Genomic DNA, 21,449 nt, shown 5'->3' with positions numbered 1-21,449 from the left:
AAGGGGGTGTGCTTTGAGGCCGTGCATTCTAGCGTAAACCATCGCCAACGGCACCCGAAACGGCACCGGTGGCCGCTGCCGGGCGTCAGTTGGCACGGATTGCACGGTATCGGGGCGTTATCCCGGACATTCCGCGCAGTTATTTTAACCGTCACAATTGCCCGCCAAGCCCCATTTCTGCGGGCTGCAGCACGCTTTTGCGGTGGCTAGCAGACAAGTCCCACGCTGTCGAGATATGGCGCCGTGGGCCGTTTGCGTATACTGCGCAGATGTTCTCCCCTACTGCTTTGCGCCCGCGATGCGCCAAATGGCTCTTCGCCACCGGACTCTTCCTGTTGCTCAGCGCCTGTGTTGATAAACCCAGCACGCTCGAGCGAATCAAGGAGGATGGCGTATTGCGCGTGGTAACCCGCAACAGTCCGGCCACTTATTTCCAGGACCGCAACGGTGAAACCGGTTTCGAATACGAACTGGTCAAGCGTTTTGCCGATGACCTGGGGGTCAAGCTGGAGATCGAGACCGCCGACAACCTTGATGACCTGTTCGGCCAGTTGGGCAAGCCCAACGGCCCGGTGCTGGCGGCTGCAGGCCTGGTGAGCAGCGAGCAGCGCCAGCAGCAGGTGCGTTTCTCCCATCCTTACCTGGAAGTGACCCCGCAGATCATCTACCGCAACGGCCAGTCCCGCCCGACCAACGCGGCAGACCTGGTAGGCAAGAAGATCATGGTGCTCAAGGGCAGCACCCACGCCGAGCAATTGGCGGAGCTTAAAAAGCAGAATCCTGCGATCGAATACGAAGAGTCCGACGCCGTTGAAGTGGTCGACCTGCTGCGTATGGTGGACGAGGGCCAGATCGACCTGACCCTGGTGGACTCCAACGAAGTGGCGATGAACCAGGTGTACTTCCCCAACGTGCGCGTGGCCTTCGACCTCGGCAACGCCAGCAACCAGAGCTGGGCCGTGGCGGCAGGTGAAGACAACAGCCTGCTCAACGAGATCAACAGCTACCTGGACAAGGTCGAGAAGAACGGCACCCTGCAGCGTCTCAAAGACCGCTACTACGGGCATGTCGATGTCCTCGGTTATGTCGGCGCCTACACGTTCGCCCAGCATTTGCAGCAGCGCCTGCCCAAGTACGAGAAGCACTTCAGGGCTTACGCCAAGGAAGAGAAGGTCGACTGGCGGTTATTGGCGGCCATCGGCTATCAGGAATCGCTGTGGCAACCAGCCGTCACCTCCAAGACCGGCGTGCGCGGCCTGATGATGCTGACCCAGAACACCGCCCAGGCGATGGGCGTGTCCAATCGCCTGGATGCCAAGCAAAGCATCATGGGGGGCGCCAAGTACCTGGCCAAGATCAAGGACGAACTGGACGACAGCATTGCCGAGCCGGATCGTACCTGGTTCGCCCTCGCCGCCTACAACGTCGGCACCGGCCACCTTGACGACGCCCGCACCCTGGCCAAGCGCGAAGGCTTGAACCCGAACAAGTGGCTGGACGTGAAGAAGATGCTGCCACGCCTGTCGCAGAAGCAGTGGTACAGCAAGACCCGCTACGGCTACGCGCGGGGTGGTGAACCGGTGCACTTTGTGGCGAACATCCGGCGTTACTACGACATCCTCACCTGGGTGACCCAGCCGCAGCTGGAAGGCAACCAGGTGGTGGAAGGCAACCTGCATGTGCCGGGCATCGACAAGACCAAGCCGCCGGAAGATAACCCGCAGCTCTAAGAACACTGCAGAACCCATGTGGGAGCGGGCTTGCCCGCGAAAGCGGTGGATCAGTCAGCATATATAGCGACTGACACTCCGCATTCGCGGGCAAGCCCGCTCCCACATTTTGTCCGCGTCGCCTTATAGACCTGTGATCAGGTGGACGACGCCGCCTGCCAACACCATCACGCCCGGCACGCCGGCTGCCTTCAATGCCTGTTCATCCAACCGCCCCGCATCCTGCAACTGCACCCGCACCCGTGTCAGCGCCACACGCTGCTGCGACTTAAGATTATCCGCACCACCCAGCGCATTCAGCACCCCTGCCGACAACTCATTCTGCACCGGCGCGGCAACCGTCTCGGCAATCAGATCCGGCGTCAGCGCTTTCCAAAACGCTCGCTGCAATTTCTCGAACATGCTCAGTGCTCCAAAACAGGTGAGGATTCAACGGTGGCCGCGTGGTATTGGCTCAAGGCCTCACGCACTTGGGCGGCTTCTTCCAGGCCCAGGATCTGGCGGGCGATGATCTGGCAGTCGGCCAGGTCCAGCTCACGCACAGTGGCCTTGATGGTCGGAATCAGCGGCACGCTGACCGACAGCTCATCCACCCCCAGCCCGATCAACACCGGTACGGCCAAGGCTTCGGACGCCAACGCGCCGCAAACGCCCACCCACTTGCCATGGGCATGGGCGGCCTTGACGGTGGTGGCGATCAGGCGCAGCACCGCAGGGTGAAAGCTGTCGGCCTGGCTGGCCAGGCGCGGGTGATCGCGGTCCATGGCCAGGGTGTATTGGGTGAGGTCGTTGGTGCCGATGGAGAAGAAATCCACATGGGGTGCGAACACATCAGCCATCAGCGCGGCGGATGGTACCTCGATCATGATGCCCAGCTTCGGCAACTCGCTGAGCCCGAGCGCTGCCGCCTCTTCTTCCAGAATCTTGCGCGCCAAATGCAGCTCCGACAGCAGGCTGACCATCGGCAGCATAATGTGCAGCCGCGCAAAACCGGCGCTGGCGAGGATGGCGCGGAACTGCTCGCGCAGCAGTTCAGGACGCTCAAGGCACAGGCGAATGCCGCGTAGCCCGAGGAAAGGATTGGTTTCAGCCTCCATGGGCACATAGGCCAACGGCTTGTCGCCACCCACGTCCAGGGTGCGCACCACCAGGTTGCGCTCGGAGCCCAGGGCACGGGCGATGGCGGTGTAGGTGCCAGCCTGCTCCTCGGGGCTTGGCGCACGATTGCGGTCCAGGTAGAGGAACTCCGAACGCAGCAGGCCGACGCCTTCGCCGCCGAGGGTCAGGGACTGCTCCACCTCTTGCAGCGAGGCGACGTTGGCCGTGACTTCAACGTGATGACCGTCGCGGGTCGTGGCGGGCAAGGATGCCTGGGCGACTTCACGCTGACGGCGCAGCGTCTGCTGTTGGCGTGCGGTTTCAAGCCTCTCGATTTCGGCCAAGTCCGGGTCCAGGTGCAGTTCGCCTTTGTCGGCGTCCAGCAATACCTGTTTGCCGTTGGCCAGCGACAGCACCTGCAGGGGCACACCGCAGATGGCGGGTAGGCCGAGGGCCCGGGCGAGGATCGCCACGTGGCTGGTGGCGCCGCCGCCGACCGTGACAAAACCCAGCACTTTACGCGTATCGAGGCTGGCGGTTTGTGACGGGGTCAGTTGCTCGGCGACCAGGATCGCGCGTTCCGGCAAATCCCAGGCACTGTCTTGAATGCCCAGAATCAGTTTCAGCACACGCTGGCCCACATCGGCCAGGTCTGCCGCGCGTTCGGCGAGCAGTGCATTGCCCAATTGCGTGAACTGCTTGGCGGTGGCGACCGTGGCGCTGTTCCAGGCAAACGCAGCGCTTTTGCCTTCGGCCAGCAGGCCGTGGGCGTGTTCAAGCAGGGTCGGGTCTTCGAGCAATTCCTGATGGGCGCGGAAGATCTCGGCTTGGGCGCTGCCGACGGCCTTGGCTTGCAGGGCTTGCAACGCCTCGTTTGCCGCCAGCAACCCACGCTGCAGCGCAGCGCGTTCGGCGGTTTCACCGGCGCCCTGCTCAGTGATCGCAAGCTCAGGTTCTGCCACCTGAACCACCTGGCCAAAAGCCGAACCCGGCGAAGCACAGACACCGCGCAGCAAGGTTGCCGAAGACTCCGGCGCAACCGCTTCAACCAGCTCACCCACTGCCGCGACCGTCTCGCCGCAACCTTCGGCCAGCAAGGTGACCAGCGCCTTGATCGCCGCCTCGGCCTCCTCACCCGCCGCGCTCACCTGCAAGGTGTCGCCCTGCACGGTTTGCAGCGCCATGATCGCCACCAGGGATTTCGCGTTGGCGCTCTGGGTTTGCTTGTGCAGGTAAATACTCGCGTTGAAGCCTTTGGCCGCCTGGGCAAACACCGCCGCAGGCCGCGCGTGCAAGCCGTTGGCATTGGGCAACGTCAGTGGCTTGGAGAACAGTGCGTCACCCTCCTCCTCATCTGTCGCTTCAATCGCTTCACCCGGAGAAACCTGCATCAGCGGCTGGCCCACGTCCACAAGGCCGTTCGCCAACACCGTGAACGGCTCGCCGCTGACCACCAGCACCAGGGTCAACAGGCTGCGGGCATTGAGCGCCACATAGTCGGCATCGAACTCGATCAGCGGTTGGCCCACCTCCACCCGCTGGCCTTCCTGCACCAGCCGGGTGAAGCCCTGGCCGGCCAGATTCACGGTGTCCAGGCCGATGTGCATCAGGACCTGCACGCCATTGTCATCGGTAACGCTGACCGCATGACCACTGTCCTGGATATTGCTGATCACCCCGGCCAGCGGCGCGCACAGCGTCTGCGACGTGGGGTCGATGCACAGGCCATCGCCGATCAGGCGGCTGGAAAACACCGGATCGGGCACCGTGTCCAGCGCCAGCAGCACACCGGACAAGGGCGCCAGCAGTTCCAGGGGTTGCGTTGCGGTCATGACTTCACCTGCTGTTTTGTTCTGTAAAAATCATAGGGCGAACAACGATCCAATGTGGGAGCTGGCTTGCCTGCGATGGCATCACCTCGGTCCTGATGAAAAACCGAGTCGCCTGCATCGCAGGCAAGCCAGCTCCCACATTAGTCCGCGTACACCCACATTCTTATTTCCACCAATATTCGACTTGCACACCAACGTTGGAGCCATGCCGCGCCGTGCCGTAGGAGCCGGTGTCGGACAACGCCGAGCCTGCCGCCAGTTCATTCGCCGCGCGTTTGGCCGCTTCGTTCCACGTTGCATAGGTGTAGTACAAACGTACTTCCGGCCGCGCCCAGAAATCCGGGCCTTTGGGCGACCAGGTCGGGGCGAAGGTAAATTTGCTCAGTTTGCGCGTGCCGCCGGTAGCGTCGACTTGATCGTGCCCGAGTTCAGTGACGAGCTTGAACTGTTCGCTGATGGCATACGCAGGGCGCACCCCGATGGACATCCATGTCTGGTCCTGGCTGCCTGGGCGAATGTCTTTCTGGTACACCGCCTCGATCTGCCCGCCAAAGCGCGGGGTCACCTGCCAGTCGAAAAACTCCACGGCGCGGTAGCTTTTGCTGCTGTTGTCCAGGGTGGTGTCGCCGGTGTAGCCCAGCCCAGTGCCGGGGCCTTCACCGTATTGCAGGGCGAATTTGTTCTTACCGCCCAGGAAAGGTTTTTGCACATGCTGCGCCGTGATCGCCCAACCGCTGTTGGTGTCGCGGCCACCGGCTTTTTCGATGTAGCTCAAGCCGAACTCCAGCTCACCGCCGGGGTTGGTCTTGAAGCCCGCCACGTTGAAGTCGTGACGGGTGGCGTATTCCTTCTGGTACAGGTTGTCCTTGCGGGAAATGGCGTAGCTGTATTTGAGGTCGCCGATCAACACGTCCTCAATACCACCGCCCGTGGCGCTCTGGTTCCAGTAGTAGAAGTCGGAGATATGGATGTCATTACGTTTGTAGTAACGCCGACCGGCCCACACCGAGCCGCCATTGAGGCTGGGCAGGTTGGACCACTGCGCATACATCTGCGGCATGCGCGCCGAGCCGTTGTCGTCGCCCTGGAACTTAAGGGCACGGTCGTATTTGTTGTAGAGGGACGCCATGGCGTCGACGCTCAGCACCGAGCCATCGTCGAGGGTCAGCAGGTCCTGACGCAGTTCCAGCTCGGCATACTGTTCGCATTCGTTGCCCAGACGGTACTTGGATTGCGCCCCCGGCAACTGGAAGCATTGCTGCTTGCCACTGCCCGTTGAGGTACCCGCGCCGCTGCGCAGGTAACCGGCAAATTCCAGGGCCTGAGCGCCCAGTGGCAGGCTCAGACAAGATGCAACGAGGCCCAGCTTTATTGTTGTTTTCATGAAGCACTCCTAATGTTTTTCTTATTGTTATTGCGTGGTGCACGCCCCCCTTGTAGGAGCCGGCTTGCCGGCGATGGCGATTCAACTGACGCTATCGCCGGCAAGCCGGCTCCTACAGGGGGTAGCGGTGTTTCAGTCCTTGAGGTGCAGGACGAAGGATTCGTAAGGGCGCAACGTGATCGTGGCGTTGCGCTGCGGGCAGTCGGGGTAGTTGCTGATCAGAAGGCGTTGCTCGGCGGCCGGGTTGATCACGTTGTCCGGCAGCTGGATTTCACAAGGCGTGCCGTAGAAGTTGTTCAGCACCAGCAAGCGCTCACCGTGGCCTTCGCGCAGGTAGGCCCAGACCTGTAAGTGGTCTTGCAACAGCTCGCGGTAAACACCTTCCTGGATCAGCGGTTCACGGCGGCGCAAGGCAATCAGCGCGCGGTAGTGATGCAGCACCGAATCCGGGTCATCCAATTGGCTTTCGACGTTGATCTGCGCCGCGTTGGCCGGGATGCCGATCCACGGTTCGCTACGGCTGAAACCCGCGTTGGCCTGGGTGTTCCACTGCATCGGTGTGCGGCTGTTGTCCCGCGATTTCTGTTTGATCGCCGCCATGCTCGACGCTTCGGGCTCGCCCGCATCACGCTTGAGACGGAAGATGTTGAGCGTCTCCACATCGCGGTACTGCGCGATGCTGTCGAAGCCCGGGTTGGTCATACCCAGTTCTTCGCCCTGGTACACGTACGGTGTGCCCTGGAGGAAGTGCAGCGCGGTGCCGAGCATCTTGGCCGAGACCACACGGTGTTCACCGTCGTCACCAAAGCGCGAGACCACCCGTGGCTGGTCGTGGTTACACCAGAACAATGCGTTCCAGCCGCCACCGGCCTGCATGCCCAGTTGCCAGTCCGAAAAAATCTGCTTGAGTTGCAGGAAATCGAAGTCGGCCTTCACCCACTTCTGCAGGTTCGGGTAATCGACTTTCAGGTGATGAAAGTTGAAGGTCATCGACAGCTCTTTCGATTCCGGCCGCGAGTAGCGGATGCAATGTTCAAGGCTGGTGGATGACATCTCGCCAACGTTGATCAGGTCATGCCCTTCGAAAACTTCGCGGTGCATTTCCTGCAGGTACTCGTGCACGTTCGGACCGTCGGTGTAGAAGCGGCGGCCGTCGGTGTTGTCTTCCGGGAAATCGGCGGGCTTGGAAATCAGGTTGATCACGTCCAGGCGGAAACCGCCCACGCCCTTGTCGCGCCAGAAGCGCATCAGCTTGAACACCTCGGCACGCACCTTGGGGTTGTCCCAATTCAGGTCGGCCTGGGTGTGGTCGAACAGGTGCAGGAAATACTGGCCGGTTTGCGCTTCGTATTCCCAGGCCGAGCCGCCGAACTTGGATTCCCAGTTGTTCGGCTGGTCGCGCCAGATGTAGAAGTCGCGGTACGGGTTATCGAGGCTGCTGCGCGCCTGTTGGAACCATTCGTGTTCGATGGAGGTGTGGTTGACCACGATGTCGAGCATCAGCTTGATGCCGCGCTTGGCTGCTTCGCTGATCAGCAGTTCACAGTCGGCCATGGTGCCGTAGCTGGGGTCGATGGCGTAGTAGTCGCTGATGTCGTAGCCGTTGTCACGCTGCGGCGAGCGCAGGAACGGGGTGATCCACAGGCAGTCGACGCCCAGCCATTGGAGGTAGTCGAGTTTGTCCACGATCCCCAGCAGGTCACCGGTGGCGTTACCCGCGTGGCTGTGGAAGCTTTTTGGGTAGATCTGGTAGATCACCGAGTGTTGCCAGGTTTGCATGGGGGGTTCCTTCAGTAGAATTTTGTGCGGGCCTTGAGGGCCTCATCGCCGGCAAGCCGGTTCCTACGGTTGACCGCACTCCTCTGTAGGAGCCGGCTTACCGGCGATAGCGGTCGATCAGGCGACCCGATAACCCGGCCGAACAATCTTCATGCTCAACGCACAGGTCAGGACGAACGGCACGACCATCGCGATGACCATCCCGATCACAAAGCTTGGGATGTACTGCGGAATGATCGAGATGAATCCAGGCAAGCCACCGACGCCGATGGCCGACGCCTGCACCTTGTTCAGCGACAGGAAAATACTGCCCAGCGCCGAGCCCAGCAGCGCGGCATAGAACGGGAACTTGAAGCGCAGGTTCACGCCGAACATCGCCGGCTCCGTGATGCCGAAGTACGCGGAAATCGCCGAGGTGGACGCCATGCTTTTGTCCCGCGCGTTGCGGGTCATGTAGAACACACCGAGGGCGGCACTGCCCTGGGCCAGGTTGGACATGACGATCATCGGCCAGATAAAGGTGCCGCCCTGGGTGGAGATCAGTTGCAGGTCCACCGCGAGGAACATGTGGTGCATGCCGGTGATCACCAGCGGCGCGTACAGCAGGCCGAAAATCGCCCCGCCGAGCATTGGCGCCAGGTCGAACAGGGTGACCACGCCTTCGGTGATCAGGATGCCGAGGTGACGCGTGACCGGGCCGATGATCGCCAGGGCCAGCACGCCGGTCACCACGATGGTGGTGATGGGCACCACCAGCAATTGAATGGCATTCGGCACCCGCGCCCGCAGCCATTTTTCGATAACGCTCATCACGTAGGCGGCCATCAGGATCGGCAGGATCTGCCCCTGGTAGCCCACTTTCTCGATCTTGAACCAGCCAAAGATGTCGAAGTACGGCAGGCTCTGGCCGTCCAGCCCCGCCACGGCCTTGCCGTAGTTCCAGGCATTGAGCAGGTCCGGGTGTACCAGCATCAGGCCCAGCACGATGCCGAGGATTTCACTGCCGCCAAAGCGCTTGGCCGCCGACCAGCCCACCAGCGCCGGCAGGAACACGAACGAGGTGTTGGCCATCAGGTTGATCAGGCTCCACAGGCCATCCAGGTTCGGATACGCCTCCAGCAGCGTCTTGCCCTCGATGAACATGCCCTTGGCGCCCATCAGGTTGTTCACGCCCATCAACAGGCCGGCGATGATCAGCGCGGGCAGGATCGGCATGAACACATCGGAAAATACGCGCACCAGACGCTGCATGGCGTTGGTCTTGTCGGCGCCCTTCTGCTTGACGTCGGCGATGGTCGACACCGCAAGGCCGGTGGCTTCACGCAGGGCGGCGTAGACCTTTTCTACCTCGCCCGGGCCGATCACGATTTGAAACAGGCCGCCGGTAAAAAACGAACCCTTGACCAGATCAACCTGGTTCAACGCGGCGCTGTTGACCCGGCTCGGGTCCTTCAGCGCCAGGCGCAGGCGCGTCACGCAGTGGGCAGCTTGCTCAAGGTTGTCGCTGCCCCCGAGGTTCTCGAGAATCTCGCGGGCGATAGCTGGGTAGTCGTGGCTCATGCTTGTTTTCCACTTTGGTTTTTTTTATTGGGGGGGGCAGTCATTGGCAGCACGCCGAGGGCAAAAGTACTCGTCTGTACGAGTTAATGCAACAACTCGTCTGTACGAGTTGAAAATTGTTGGCCCTGGCTTGCTGGCGATGCTGTTCGTGAGGCCCCCATCGCCGGCAAGCCGGCCCCTACAAGGGCGTTGATATCCGTGGGTCTAATGGACAAACCCCACCCGTGCCACTATGGTTCCTGCCTGAACGCAAAGGCACAGAGCCATCCCCATGAGCAAATACAACCAGATCTATACGGATCTGCTTGCCAGCATCACCACCGAACGCCTGCAACGCGGCACGCGCCTTCCCTCCGAAACAGAATTGATGGACAGCTACCAGGCCAGCCGAGGCACCGTTCGTCGTGCCATCGAGCAGTTGCAAGAGCGCGGGTTTGCGCAAAAGATCCACGGCAAAGGCACCTTCGTGCTGTCACCCAACCCGATCGAATTCCAGTTGGGCGGCATCGTCAGCTTCCACGAAACCCACGCCGACCTGGGCGATGACGTACGCACCGAAGTGGTCGAATTTACCCAGTTCCCGCTGGAAGGTTCACTGCTGCAACACATCGAAGCCGAACCCGGCACCCTGATCACCCGCATCAAACGGGTACGGCGCATCGGCGGCAAACGCGTGATCCTCGACATCAACCACTTCGTCGCAGACCTGATCCCCGGCCTGGACCGCGACATCGCCGAGCAGTCGATCTACGCGTTTATCGAACAGACCTTGCAGTTGCAGATCAGCTACGCCCAACGCACCATCGAAGCCCTGCCCCGCAGCAAGGACGACCAGGCACACCTGGACCTTGACGGGCAAAGCCATGTGATCGTGGTGAGTAACCAGACGTTTTTGCAGGACGGGCGGCAGTTCGAGTACACCGAGTCGCGGCATACGTTGGACAAGTTTTACTTTTCGGATATTGCGCGGCGGTGAAGGTAAGGCGCCGCCGTTATTGTCGTAACTGTTACATTCCGGTAGCCGGTACCTGGCGCTAAGGTTCTGCCCCACCCAGAGGGGCATTATCGCCCCCTTGCCGATACCGAGCCGACCATGAAAAAACTATTCCCCCCCCTCCTCGCGAGCCTGCTGCTGAGCGAGAGCGCCCTTGTGTTCGCAGCCTCTGCCACCGATCTGAGCGTCAAAGGCCGTATCACCCCAAGTGCCTGCCAGCCCAGCCTCACCAATGGCGGGTCTATTGATCACGGTAAATTGCCGGCCAAGGATCTGAATGTTGAAACCAACACGGCGCTGTCCCAACACCGCCTGCGATTGAGCATCCGCTGCGAAGGCGCCACACTGCTCGCCTTGACCACCATTGATAATCGAGCTGGCTCCTAAATTGTGCCCGGTCTCCACGGCCTGGGCCTGATCAACGGTAACGAGAAGCTCGGCTACCTCGTCTTCAGCCTGGAGGACCCCGTCAGTGACTCCGGACAGATGAGACCCATCATGTCCACCAACAACGGCGCTAGCTGGCTCCCCGGCAGCAACTTGACCTATGCGGCACTGGTCGCCGTGACCGGCATGAACAACCCCAGCAACGTGCCTGCCGCCTTCACCACGCTGGATGCTACCGTGGCGTATTACACCTACATCGCCCCCGCCAACACCCTGACCCTCACCCAGGAAGTGCCCATCGATGGCCACGCTACGTTGCAGCTGAAATACCAATAGGCCCGCACCGGACGCGCATAAAAAAGCCGCTTGTCCTCAACAGACAAGCGGCTTTTTTGCCTTGGCGGTTAACCCTTGGAAAGGATCATTCCCACTCAATCGTCGCTGGCGGCTTGCTCGACACGTCATACGTCACGCGCGAGATGCCTTCGATTTCATTGATGATCCGGCCGCTGACGGTTTCCAGCAATTCGTATGGCAGGTGCGCCCAACGGGCGGTCATGAAGTCGATGGTTTCTACGGCACGCAGGGCCACGACCCACGCGTAACGACGGCCATCGCCGACAACGCCAACGGACTTCACTGGCTGGAACACCACGAACGCCTGGCTGACTTTGTGGTACCAGTCGGCTTTGCGCAGTTCTTCGATGAAGATATGGTCGGCGCGACGCAACAGGTCGGCGTATTCCTTCTTCACTTCACCCAGGATGCGCACGCCCAGGCCCGGGCCCGGGAATGGGTGGCGGTAGACCATGTCATACGGCAGGCCCAGTTCCAGGCCCAGACGGCGGACTTCGTCCTTGAACAGTTCGCGCAGCGGTTCTACCAGCTTGAGGTTCATTTCCTCCGGCAGGCCACCCACGTTGTGGTGGGACTTGATCACGTGGGCCTTGCCGCTCTTGGCGCCAGCCGACTCGATCACGTCAGGGTAGATGGTGCCCTGGGCGAGGAACTTGATGTTGTCCAGTTTGTTGGACTGGGCATCGAACACGTCGATGAAGGTGCGGCCGATGATCTTGCGCTTCTTCTCCGGGTCGGACTCGCCGGCCAGGTTGTTCAGGAACTGATCCTCGGCGTTGGCGCGGATCACCTTGACGCCCATGTTCTCGGCGAACATGGCCATCACTTGCTCACCTTCGTGCAGGCGCAGCAGGCCGTTGTCGACGAAGACGCAGGTCAGTTGGTCGCCGATGGCCTTGTGCAGCAGCGCAGCAACCACGGAGGAGTCAACACCACCGGACAGGCCCAGCAGCACGTTGTCGGTACCGACTTGGGCACGGACTTGGGCGATGGCGTCTTCAGCGATCTTCGACGGGGTCCACAGGGCCTCACACTCGCAGATGTCGAGGATGAAGCGCGACAGGATGCGGCCGCCTTGCTTGGTGTGGGTCACTTCCGGGTGGAACTGCACGCCGTAGTAACGACGCTCGTCGCTGAACATGCCGGCGATCGGGCAGCTCGGGGTGCTGGCCAGGATGTGGAAGTCTTCCGGCATCTTGGTGACTTTGTCACCGTGGCTCATCCACACGTCGAGGCCGAACAGGCCGTCGGCGTCGACGTGGTCTTCGATGCCGTCCAGCAGGCGGCTCTTGCCGACCACGTCCACACGGGCATAACCGAATTCACGCAGCTCGGAACCTTCAACCTTGCCGCCCAGTTGCTCGGCCATGGTCTGCATGCCGTAGCAGATACCGAAGACGGGCACGCCCAGGTCGAACACGGCTTGCGGGCAACGCGGGCTGTTGGCTTCGTGCACGGACTCTGGGCCACCGGCGAGGATGACGCCTTTGGGTGCGAATTCGCGGATCGCTTCGTCGTCCATGTCGAACGGATGCAGTTCGCAGTACACGCCGATTTCACGCACGCGGCGGGCGATCAGCTGGGTGTACTGGGAACCGAAGTCGAGGATCAGGATGCGGTGGGCGTGAATGTCGAGGGCCATGAAGTCAGTCTCGTCTAATGAATCAGAAACAACTCGGGGCTGAAAGAACAGCCCCGGTTACTTAACGTTTTGCTGGAAGCCTCAACCTACGCGGTAGTTTGGCGCTTCCTTGGTGATCTGCACGTCGTGGACATGGGATTCAGCCATGCCGGCGCCGGTGATCCGTACGAACTCTGGCTTGGTGCGCATTTCTTCGATGTTGGCGCTACCGGTGTAGCCCATCGAGGAACGCAGGCCGCCCATCAGCTGGTGGATGATGGCGCTCAGGGTGCCCTTGTAAGGAACACGGCCTTCGATGCCTTCCGGTACGAGCTTCTCGGCGCCTGCCGAAGAGTCCTGGAAGTAACGGTCCGAAGAACCTTGAGCCTGGGACATGGCGCCCAGCGAACCCATGCCACGGTAAGCCTTGTACGAACGGCCCTGGAACAGTTCGATCTCGCCCGGCGCTTCTTCGGTACCGGCGAACATCGAGCCCATCATCACGCAGGAAGCACCGGCGACGATGGCCTTGGACAGGTCACCGGAGAAACGGATGCCGCCGTCGGCGATCAACGGAACGCCCGTGCCTTCAAGGGCAGCGGCGACGTTGGCGATAGCGCTGATTTGCGGCACGCCCACACCCGCAACGATACGCGTGGTGCAGATCGAGCCAGGGCCGATACCGACCTTGACCGCATCCGCGCCCGCTTCGGCCAGGGCCTTGGCAGCAGCGCCGGTGGCGATGTTGCCGCCGATCACTTGCACTTCAGGGAAATTCTGTTTGACCCAACGCACGCGGTCGATCACGCCTTTGGAGTGACCGTGGGCGGTGTCGACCACCACCACGTCAACGCCGGCAGCGACCAGGGCCGAAACGCGGTCGCCAGTGTCTTTACCGGTGCCGACCGCCGCGCCAACGCGCAGACGACCTTGGTCATCCTTGCTGGCCAGCGGGTAAGCCTTGGCTTTTTCGATGTCGTTGACGGTCATCATGCCCTTGAGGGCGAATTTGTCGTCAACGATCAGCACGCGTTCGATACGGTGCTTGTGCAGCAGCTCGCGCACATCGTTCTTGTCGGCGCCTTCCTTGACAGTGACCAGGCGCTCTTTCGGCGTCATCACTTCACGGACGGTCACTTCAAGACGGTTTTCGAAACGCACGTCACGGGAAGTGACGATGCCAACCAAGTCGCCATCGTGCAGCACAGGAACACCAGAGATGTTGTGCAGGCGGGTCAGGTCGAACAGGTCACGCACGGTGGCGTCGGCCTCGATGGTGATGGGATCTTTCACCACACCGGCTTCGTAACGCTTGACCTTGCGCACTTCGGCAGCTTGCTGCTCGATGGTCATGTTCTTGTGGATGATGCCGATGCCGCCTTCCTGAGCCATGGCGATGGCCAGACGGGCTTCAGTGACGGTGTCCATGGCAGCAGAAACAAGGGGAATATTCAGCTCGATGCCACGGGTTAGGCGGGTCTTGAGACTGACTTCGTTAGGAAGCACCTCGGAATAACCGGGCACTAGGAGAATGTCGTCGAATGTCAGAGCTTCTTGGCTGATACGCAGCATCGCGGGGGCTCCCGAGCGGGAAAATGGAAGCGCGCCATTATATACATGCACCCTGCCCGGCTCAATGTAAAACTCTGACAAACTTGGTAATACTGATAGATGGAGAAAAACAGGCCCTTGTAGGAGCCGGCTTGCCGGCGATGAGGCCCTTGAGCCTTGTGCCAAACCAGAGAACGCCATCGCCGGCAAGCCGGGCTCCTACAGGGTTGGGTGGCAGAAGATTAGAGCTCGACTTTGACCCAGCTCATCTTCTGGTCCAGCCAGTCGGCAAATTCGTCGATAAAACTTTGCTTGAAGCCCGCTTCAGCCCAATTGTTGAAGATGAAGCCCAGGTTGGAGAAGCCGCACTCCTGCAGGAACAGGAAGCCGTTGATGTCATCTTCATGCCCGCACAACGGGCAGGTGAAGTTGTCGGTGTAGCCGGGCATCCAGTCTTCCAGGCTTTCGAACAGCGCTTCACCGACTTCCTTGCGGCACTCCGGGCAGCCGGCTTCTTCGAGAAAGCCTTTGGCCGGGGTGTAGATGCAGCGCTTGTAGATGATCTCCAGGCCATTGATCGGCTCGTTGAACGGCAGCGCCTGGGGGTGCAGCACCACGGCGCGGGCGCCGTCGGCCAGGGCGTAGCCCATGCGGTTGCCGGTACGGCCGCAGGTGGTCAGTTCTTCCTTGATGATGTTCTTGCGCACCAGCCAACGCACGATCGCCCGGGCGCGGGGTTCGTGGACGGGCAAGGTGGAGATTTTCGGGACAAGGATACTTTGGGAATTCATGAGACCTGAGAGTCCTGCGGTGTGGCCACTGGCGCCATCGCTGGCAAGCCAGCTCCTACAGGGGATCGCATTCCAATGTGGGAGCGGGCTTGCCCGCGAAGGGGCCCTAAAGGCTGGCAGCTTAATCCCTACCCCACACAGGTCAAGTACTCAAGTACCGCCCTATCAACGCAACCCCGCTGGCCAACACCAACCACGTCACCAACCGCACAAACGCCTCCCGCGACATACGCATCGTCAGCCTGCGCCCACACCACAACCCCACTGCCATCGCCGGCAGCAGGCACAGCGCCAGCATCAACAACGGCAAATCCGCATACACCCCAGCGATCAGGAACAGACTCAGGCGCACCACCGTGCTGCAACTAATCAACGCGCTTTGCGTGGCGCGCGCCGCGTCCTTGGGCAGGCGACTGTTCAAATAGATGGCATATAAAAAGCCGCCACTGCCGAACAACGCGCCAAACAAGCCGCCCACCGTCCCCATGGGGATCGACCACCCGGCCGCCAGTTGTGTCGGCCGAGCCTTCACCGCCAGGCTATAGAGTGCGTAGGCACTGATGAACAGGCCCATCAACAGCAGCAACAGGTCCGAATGCAGGTTCAACAAAAACACCACGCCAAGTGTGCAACCGATGGCCATGCACGGCAGCAAGCGCAGCAATTCCGGCTTGTTCACCTCCCGCCGTGATTGCAGCAGGTTGCCGAACGCCGCGACAAAATCCAGCAGCACCAGCAATGGGATGATCTTCGACAACGGCATGAACAGGATCAGCACCGGCCCCGCCACCAGCGCCGTGCCAAAGCCGGCAATGCCGAACACCACATACGCCACGATGATGCCCAGGCCGATCACCAGCCACTCCATACCACCAAACGACCACTGACTCATCAGCTCAACCGGGCTCATGGGCGATTCCTTATTCGAGATGGCGATCACTTTAGCCATCGGCGAGTGTTGCGACTAATATCTTCAAAGCCCTCCACCCATCTCGAAAAGGCATGACGTGTGATCTCAACCCGCCAACTGCGCTACTTCGTTGAAATCGCCGACAGCGGCAGCTTCAGTGCCGCCGCCGAACGCCTGTTCGTGGCGCAATCGGCCCTGAGCCGGCAGATCAAGGAGCTGGAAACCCAACTGCAAACCCCGCTGTTCGAACGCACGGCACGCCAACCCCGGCTGACCGCGGCGGGCGAGGCCTTTTACCCCCGCGCACGCAACCTGCTGAGCGAGTTGCTCAAGGCCAGCGAAATGGCAACGCAAGTGGGCAATGGCGAACGGGGCACGCTGCGCCTTAGCCACTCCAGCACAGTGCCGATGAGCGGCCCGTTGTTGCAAGGCATCAGCACCTGGCTGGAGCGCTGCCCGGGGGTGTCGATGGATATCGTCAAACTGTCCTCCGAGGCGCAGCTGGAGGAAATCGCCGACGGGCGCCTGGAAGTCGGGCTGTTGCGCCTGCCCGTGTTGCGCCAGCGTGAAGGCGTGCGGATCGTGCCGTTATACAGCGAACAACTGCTGCTGGCAGTGCCGCCCTACCATCGGCTGGCGCACAGCGACACACCGGTCGAACTGGCGCAGCTCAAGGATGAGGCGTTTATCTCGATCCCTCATCCCCAGCGCGGAGGTCTGAGCTACCTGTCAGCCGAGTTGTGCATGCGCGCAGGATTTTTCCCCAAAGCAGCGCGGGTCATGTCGCGCAAGACCACGCAGCTGCAGTTGATCCAGGCCGGCTTCGGAATTGCCTTGTTACCAAAATCCATGCAGGACATCGCCCCGGCCAATGTGCACTTTTTGCCCCTGGCCGACCCGGAGTGCCTCAGCACCGTTGCCCTGGCATGCGCACAGACACCCAGTGCGCTGGTAGAGCAGTTCTGTCAAACCTTGCACGATTGCCTATAAACTGCCGCCCATGATTAAAGATCCTTTTGCCCGCCTGGGCCTGGACCGCGAAGTCCTGACTGTCAGCCAGCTCAACGGCCGCGCGCGGGTGTTGCTGGAAGACGTGTTCACCAATATCTGGGTCGAAGGCGAGATCTCCAACCTCGCCCGCCCGGCCTCCGGCCACGTGTATTTCACCCTCAAGGACAGCGGCGCGCAGGTGCGTTGTGCACTGTTTCGCAACAACGCCGCGCGGGTACGCCAGGCGTTGAAGGATGGCCTGGCGGTGAAGGTGCGGGGCAAGGTCTCGCTGTTCGAAGGCCGGGGTGATTACCAACTGATCCTCGATACCGTGGAGCCGGCCGGTGATGGCGCGCTGCGCCTGGCGTTCGATGCGCTGAAGGAAAAACTCAGCGCCGAGGGCCTGTTCAGCGCCGAGCGCAAGGTGCCACTGCCGGCGCACCCTCGCCGCATCGGCATCATCAGTTCGCCGACCGGCGCGGTCATCCGCGACATCATCAGCGTGTTCCGCCGCCGTGCACCGAACGTTGAACTGACCCTGATCCCCACCGCCGTGCAAGGCCGCGAAGCGATCCCGCAGATTGTGCGCGCCTTGAAACTGGCGGATGCGCGGGGCTTTGATGCGCTGATCCTGGCCCGTGGCGGCGGCTCGCTGGAAGACCTCTGGTGTTTCAACGAAGAAGCCGTGGCCCGTGCGGTGGACGCCTGCGTCACGCCAATCGTCAGCGCCGTCGGGCATGAGACCGATGTGTCCATCAGCGACTTCGTCGCCGACGTGCGCGCCCCTACGCCTTCCGCCGCAGCTGAACTGCTCGCGCCAGACGCTAGCCATCTGGTGCGCCAGGTCGAAAACCTGCACCGCCGCCTGGTGATGCTGATGCGCAATCGCCTGAGCCACGACCGCCTGCGCCTGGAGGGCATGGCCCGTCGCCTGCGTCACCCTGGCGAACGCCTGCGCCAACAGGCCCAGCGTCTGGATGACCTGGACATGCGCCTGCGCCGTGCGTTCGAGCGCAGCCTCAATACCCGCCGCGAGCGGTTGATCCGCCTGGAAACCCGCCTCGCCGGCCAACACCCGGGCCGCCAGTTGGCCCTGCTGCGCCAGCGCCTTAACAGCCTCGCCGAACGCCTGCCCCGCGCCATGCGCGAGGGCCTCAAGGCGCGCCGCCTGCAACTGCAAAGCCAGGTGCAGACACTGCACGTGGTCAGCCCCTTGGCGACCCTGGGCCGTGGCTACAGCATCTTGCTGGACGAGCGTGGCCAGGCCATCCGCAATGCCGCGCAGACCCACACCGGCCAGCGTCTCACTGCACACCTGGGTGAAGGCCAATTGCAGGTGCGGGTGGAAGACAACCACCTGACACCCGTCACCCTTTCGTTACTGGATTGATCGATGCCACGTTTTCTCGGTTTGTTGATGCTCGCTTGCCTGACCTTCAATGCCCACGCCGACAGCTACATCACCCGCCTGCTGAACAAGCCGGTGCCCGGTGGCGTGGCGGTGGTCGACCTGGGCACGGCGGCGACCGCCCCCAAGGCCACGTACCTGAACCGGCCCGTGCTGGTGGTCAAGGAGCAGAACAACTGGCTGGCGATCGTCGGTATCCCGCTGACCGTCAAGCCCGGCACCCAGCGCGTTATCAGCGGCACGCAGAACCTGCCGTTTGTGGTGGGTTTCAAGAAGTATCCCGAACAGCACATCACCCTGAAGAACAAAAGCCAGGTGAACCCGGACCCGGCGCAGCTCAAGCGCATCGAGGGTGAATTGGCGGTGCAGCTCAAGGCCTACCGCAGCTTCAGCCCGAACACACCGAGCAACCTGCTGCTGGATAAACCGGTCAACGGGCCGCTGTCGAGCAAGTTTGGCGTGCGCCGGTTCTTCAACGGCGAAGAGCGCAACCCGCACTCGGGCCTGGACTTCGCGGTCGGCGCCGGCACGCCGATCAAGACCCCGGCAGCCGGCAAGGTGATCCTGACCGGCAACTACTTCTTCAACGGCAACACCGTGTTTGTCGACCATGGCCAAGGCTTTATCAGCATGTTTTGCCACATGTCCAAGATCGACGTGAAGGTCGGCGATCAACTGGCCCGCGGCACAGTGGTGGGCAAGGTCGGCTCAACGGGTCGCGCCACCGGGCCGCATATGCATTGGAACATCAGCCTTAACGATGCACGGGTCGACCCGGCGATCTTCATCGGCGCGTTCCAGCCTTGATATGAAGGGTGAGGCTACTGGCCTCATCGCGGGCAAGCCCGGCTCCCACAAGGGAACACCCCCCGACTGTGGGAGTTGGCTTGCCTGCGATGGCGTCAGACCTGTCGCCCCTATTGCGCGGCTAACAAATGCAGCGCAAACAAAACATAACCCCTTGCAAAAAACAGCAATAAAATCTCGTGCAAGGCGCAGATAGCAGAACTTCTCTCAATTTTTCTCGACTGCTTGCCATCTTTCACCTCGGCGGTTAGGGTTGGGCTTATGAAAACCTCTCACACCCTCATTCAGCTCCGCCAGCACCGCAGCCTGTGCCTCGTCAGCGCACGACTGCCAGGCTGAATCGATCTGCCTCGCCCCACGTTTTATCCCAAACAATAGTTACTCGGCAGGCCGCCTTTTCTCGGCCCCTACTACAAAGGATTTCCCGATGAGCATGCTCAAAGACCCTTCTTCGAAGTACCGCGCGTTCCCGACCATCGATATTCCAGACCGCACCTGGCCGTCGAAAACCATCACCGAGGCGCCGATCTGGTGCAGCTCCGACCTGCGTGATGGCAACCAGTCGCTGATCGAACCGATGGATGCGGCGAAAAAGCTGCGCTTCTGGAAAACCCTGGTGGCCGTGGGCGTTAAGGAAATCGAAGCGTCGTTCCCGGCGGCTTCGCAAACCGACTTCGACTTCGTGCGCACCCTGATCGAAGACAACCACATCCCCGAGGACACCACTATCCAGGTGCTGACCCAGGGCCGTGAAGACTTGATCGCACGCACTTTCGAATCCCTGCGCGGTGCCAAGAAGGCCATCGTGCACTTGTACAACGCTACCTCACCGTCCTTCCGCCGCATCGTCTTCAACCAGGACAAGGACGGTATCAAGGCCATTGCGGTCAACGCGGCCAAGCTGTTCGTCAAGTACGCAGCACAACAGCCAGAAACCCAGTGGACCTTCGAATACTCCCCGGAAACCTTCAGCGCCACCGAGCTGGAGTTCGCCAAGGAAGTCTGCGACGCGGTGATCGAGGTATGGAACCCGACGCCTGAGCACAAGGTGATCCTCAACCTGCCGGCCACCGTTGAATGCGCCACGCCGAACATCTATGCCGACCAGATCGAGTGGTTTGGTCGCCATATCAACCGCCGTGACAGCGTGATCATCAGCCTGCACACCCACAACGACCGTGGCACTGGCGTGGCCGCCACCGAGCTGGGCCTGATGGCCGGCGCCGATCGCGTCGAAGGTTGCCTGTTCGGCAACGGCGAGCGTACCGGTAACGTCGACCTCGTCACCGTGGCACTGAACATGTACACCCAGGGCCTGGACCCACAACTGGACTTCTCCGACATCGACGGCGTACGTAAAGTCGTCGAAGAGTGCAACCAGATCCAGGTGCACCCACGTCACCCGTATGTCGGTGACCTGGTCCACACTGCCTTCTCCGGCTCTCACCAGGACGCGATTCGCAAGGGCTTTGCCCAGCAGAAGGACGGCGCGCTGTGGGAAGTGCCGTACTTGCCGATCGACCCGGCCGATATCGGTCGCAGCTACGAAGCGGTGATCCGCGTGAACAGCCAGTCGGGCAAGGGTGGAATCGCCTACCTGCTGGAGCAGGAGTACGACATCAGCTTGCCGCGCCGCATGCAGATCGAATTCAGCCAGGTGGTACAGGCTGAAACCGACCGTGTGGGCCTGGAAATGACGGCGCCGCAGATCTACGCCTTGCTGCAGCGTGAATACCTGCAAGCCAACACCCCGTACGCGCTGGTCAGCCATCGCCTGCAGGAAGAGAACGGCAACAGCTTTGTCGAGGTGGAAGTTTCCGGCAAAGGCCAGGGCGAAACCAACCTGCACTGGAAAGGCAAAGGCAACGGCGCCCTGGAAGCACTGGTGGCCGGCTTGCCGATTGGCGTGGAGATCATGGACTACAACGAACACGCCATCGGTGCGGGTACCAACGCCAAGGCCGCGGCGTACATCGAACTGCGTGTGAACGGCGAACGCCCGGTGCATGGTGTAGGTATTGATGAAAACATCACGACTGCCAGCTTCAAGGCGCTGTTCAGCGCTTTGAATCGCTCGCTGAGCCAGCAGGAAGCCAAGGCGGCGTAAGCTGACGGCTGAAATGCGAAAGGCCCCTGGGTGTGAATCCAGGGGCCTTTTTTTGTTTGGGGTCTTGGGTGATGCTGATGGCCTCTTCGCGGGCAAGCCCGCTCCCACAGGGGAATGCATTCCAAATGTGGGAGCGGGCTTGC

Annotated in this window: 17 protein-coding genes; 8 read left to right on the top strand and 9 right to left on the bottom strand. The window is 61.3% G+C overall.

The features are described from left to right. Positions 1-269 precede the first annotated feature (269 nt). Entirely contained in the window at positions 270-1,730 is a 1,461-nt protein-coding gene (gene mltF / locus AC07SU_RS07610) for a membrane-bound lytic murein transglycosylase MltF (protein ID WP_176994401.1), read from the top strand. A 123-nt stretch (positions 1,731-1,853) separates the two neighbouring features. On the opposite strand, the gene AC07SU_RS07605 is transcribed toward mltF, so the two are convergent. The 5 genes from AC07SU_RS07605 to treP form a co-directional block, all read right to left on the bottom strand. Next, positions 1,854-2,132, bottom strand: coding sequence for a PTS sugar transporter subunit IIB (locus AC07SU_RS07605; protein WP_176994402.1), 279 nt, complete (start codon positions 2,130-2,132; stop codon positions 1,854-1,856). Between the two features lie 2 nt (positions 2,133-2,134). Beyond that, a complete protein-coding gene (gene ptsP / locus AC07SU_RS07600) occupies positions 2,135-4,660 on the bottom strand; it encodes a phosphoenolpyruvate--protein phosphotransferase (RefSeq protein ID WP_494996650.1) in 2,526 nt (841 codons plus the stop codon). 163 nt (positions 4,661-4,823) lie between these two features. Beyond that, complete coding sequence (locus AC07SU_RS07595) at positions 4,824-6,044, bottom strand: maltoporin (RefSeq protein WP_494996649.1); 1,221 nt, start codon at positions 6,042-6,044, stop codon at positions 4,824-4,826. A 132-nt stretch (positions 6,045-6,176) separates the two neighbouring features. After that, complete coding sequence (treC, locus tag AC07SU_RS07590; protein ID WP_494996648.1) at positions 6,177-7,823, bottom strand: alpha,alpha-phosphotrehalase; 1,647 nt, start codon at positions 7,821-7,823, stop codon at positions 6,177-6,179. A gap of 117 nt (positions 7,824-7,940) precedes the next feature. Beyond that, positions 7,941-9,383, bottom strand: a complete 1,443-nt coding sequence (treP, locus tag AC07SU_RS07585) for a PTS system trehalose-specific EIIBC component (RefSeq protein WP_176994406.1) — start codon at positions 9,381-9,383, stop codon at positions 7,941-7,943. 271 nt (positions 9,384-9,654) lie between these two features. On the opposite strand from treP, the gene treR reads away from it, so the two are divergent. From treR to AC07SU_RS07570, 3 genes are all read left to right on the top strand, one after another. Further along, the gene (gene treR, locus AC07SU_RS07580) at positions 9,655-10,359 is read left to right on the top strand and encodes a trehalose operon repressor (RefSeq protein WP_176994407.1); all 705 of its coding nucleotides are present in this window, start codon (positions 9,655-9,657) and stop codon (positions 10,357-10,359) included. Positions 10,360-10,476: 117 nt separating this feature from the next. Further along, positions 10,477-10,764, top strand: a complete 288-nt coding sequence (locus AC07SU_RS07575) for a DUF1120 domain-containing protein (RefSeq protein WP_494996647.1) — start codon at positions 10,477-10,479, stop codon at positions 10,762-10,764. Between the two features lie 3 nt (positions 10,765-10,767). After that, the gene (locus tag AC07SU_RS07570; RefSeq protein ID WP_494996646.1) at positions 10,768-11,100 is read left to right on the top strand and encodes a hypothetical protein; all 333 of its coding nucleotides are present in this window, start codon (positions 10,768-10,770) and stop codon (positions 11,098-11,100) included. An 85-nt stretch (positions 11,101-11,185) separates the two neighbouring features. On the opposite strand, the gene guaA is transcribed toward AC07SU_RS07570, so the two are convergent. The 4 genes from guaA to AC07SU_RS07550 all read right to left on the bottom strand — a co-directional run bounded on the left by guaA (position 11,186) and on the right by AC07SU_RS07550 (position 15,994). Beyond that, positions 11,186-12,763, bottom strand: coding sequence for a glutamine-hydrolyzing GMP synthase (gene guaA / locus AC07SU_RS07565; RefSeq protein ID WP_028617834.1), 1,578 nt, complete (start codon positions 12,761-12,763; stop codon positions 11,186-11,188). Between the two features lie 81 nt (positions 12,764-12,844). Next, on the bottom strand, positions 12,845-14,314 hold the full coding sequence (gene guaB, locus AC07SU_RS07560) for an IMP dehydrogenase (protein WP_494996645.1): 1,470 nt from the start codon (positions 14,312-14,314) through the stop codon (positions 12,845-12,847). 221 nt (positions 14,315-14,535) lie between these two features. Continuing rightward, entirely contained in the window at positions 14,536-15,084 is a 549-nt protein-coding gene (locus tag AC07SU_RS07555; protein ID WP_494996644.1) for a sugar ABC transporter ATPase, read from the bottom strand. 142 nt (positions 15,085-15,226) lie between these two features. After that, positions 15,227-15,994 carry a sulfite exporter TauE/SafE family protein gene (locus tag AC07SU_RS07550; RefSeq protein ID WP_494996643.1) on the bottom strand — a complete coding sequence of 256 codons (768 nt, stop codon included), beginning with the start codon at positions 15,992-15,994 and terminating at the stop codon, positions 15,227-15,229. Between the two features lie 99 nt (positions 15,995-16,093). Between AC07SU_RS07550 and AC07SU_RS07545 the strand changes: the two genes are divergently transcribed. From AC07SU_RS07545 to leuA, 4 genes are all read left to right on the top strand, one after another. Next, on the top strand, positions 16,094-16,984 hold the full coding sequence (locus AC07SU_RS07545; protein WP_494996642.1) for a LysR family transcriptional regulator: 891 nt from the start codon (positions 16,094-16,096) through the stop codon (positions 16,982-16,984). Positions 16,985-16,994: 10 nt separating this feature from the next. After that, positions 16,995-18,374, top strand: a complete 1,380-nt coding sequence (xseA, locus tag AC07SU_RS07540) for an exodeoxyribonuclease VII large subunit (protein WP_494996641.1) — start codon at positions 16,995-16,997, stop codon at positions 18,372-18,374. 3 nt (positions 18,375-18,377) lie between these two features. Next, on the top strand, positions 18,378-19,199 hold the full coding sequence (locus AC07SU_RS07535; protein WP_176997032.1) for a peptidoglycan DD-metalloendopeptidase family protein: 822 nt from the start codon (positions 18,378-18,380) through the stop codon (positions 19,197-19,199). A gap of 427 nt (positions 19,200-19,626) precedes the next feature. Further along, on the top strand, positions 19,627-21,306 hold the full coding sequence (leuA, locus tag AC07SU_RS07530; RefSeq protein WP_494996640.1) for a 2-isopropylmalate synthase: 1,680 nt from the start codon (positions 19,627-19,629) through the stop codon (positions 21,304-21,306). Positions 21,307-21,449: the final 143 nt, after the last annotated feature.

Source organism: Pseudomonas sp. GW821-FHT05H12, assembly GCF_059419385.1.
Note: the sequence above shows the minus strand (reverse complement) of the source record. Positions and strands in the feature narration are given on the sequence as shown.

Coding starts and splice junctions, on each gene's coding strand:
- AC07SU_RS07535 (WP_176997032.1), top strand. CDS start 18,378: ATGCCACGTTTTCTCGGTTTGTTGATGCTCGCTTGCCTGACCTTCAAT.
- guaB (WP_494996645.1), bottom strand. CDS start 14,314: ATGCTGCGTATCAGCCAAGAAGCTCTGACATTCGACGACATTCTCCTA.
- mltF (WP_176994401.1), top strand. CDS start 270: ATGTTCTCCCCTACTGCTTTGCGCCCGCGATGCGCCAAATGGCTCTTC.
- AC07SU_RS07595 (WP_494996649.1), bottom strand. CDS start 6,044: ATGAAAACAACAATAAAGCTGGGCCTCGTTGCATCTTGTCTGAGCCTG.
- treC (WP_494996648.1), bottom strand. CDS start 7,823: ATGCAAACCTGGCAACACTCGGTGATCTACCAGATCTACCCAAAAAGC.
- AC07SU_RS07555 (WP_494996644.1), bottom strand. CDS start 15,084: ATGAATTCCCAAAGTATCCTTGTCCCGAAAATCTCCACCTTGCCCGTC.
- leuA (WP_494996640.1), top strand. CDS start 19,627: ATGAGCATGCTCAAAGACCCTTCTTCGAAGTACCGCGCGTTCCCGACC.
- xseA (WP_494996641.1), top strand. CDS start 16,995: ATGATTAAAGATCCTTTTGCCCGCCTGGGCCTGGACCGCGAAGTCCTG.
- AC07SU_RS07575 (WP_494996647.1), top strand. CDS start 10,477: ATGAAAAAACTATTCCCCCCCCTCCTCGCGAGCCTGCTGCTGAGCGAG.
- AC07SU_RS07550 (WP_494996643.1), bottom strand. CDS start 15,994: ATGAGCCCGGTTGAGCTGATGAGTCAGTGGTCGTTTGGTGGTATGGAG.
- treR (WP_176994407.1), top strand. CDS start 9,655: ATGAGCAAATACAACCAGATCTATACGGATCTGCTTGCCAGCATCACC.
- AC07SU_RS07605 (WP_176994402.1), bottom strand. CDS start 2,132: ATGTTCGAGAAATTGCAGCGAGCGTTTTGGAAAGCGCTGACGCCGGAT.
- ptsP (WP_494996650.1), bottom strand. CDS start 4,660: ATGACCGCAACGCAACCCCTGGAACTGCTGGCGCCCTTGTCCGGTGTG.
- guaA (WP_028617834.1), bottom strand. CDS start 12,763: ATGGCCCTCGACATTCACGCCCACCGCATCCTGATCCTCGACTTCGGT.
- treP (WP_176994406.1), bottom strand. CDS start 9,383: ATGAGCCACGACTACCCAGCTATCGCCCGCGAGATTCTCGAGAACCTC.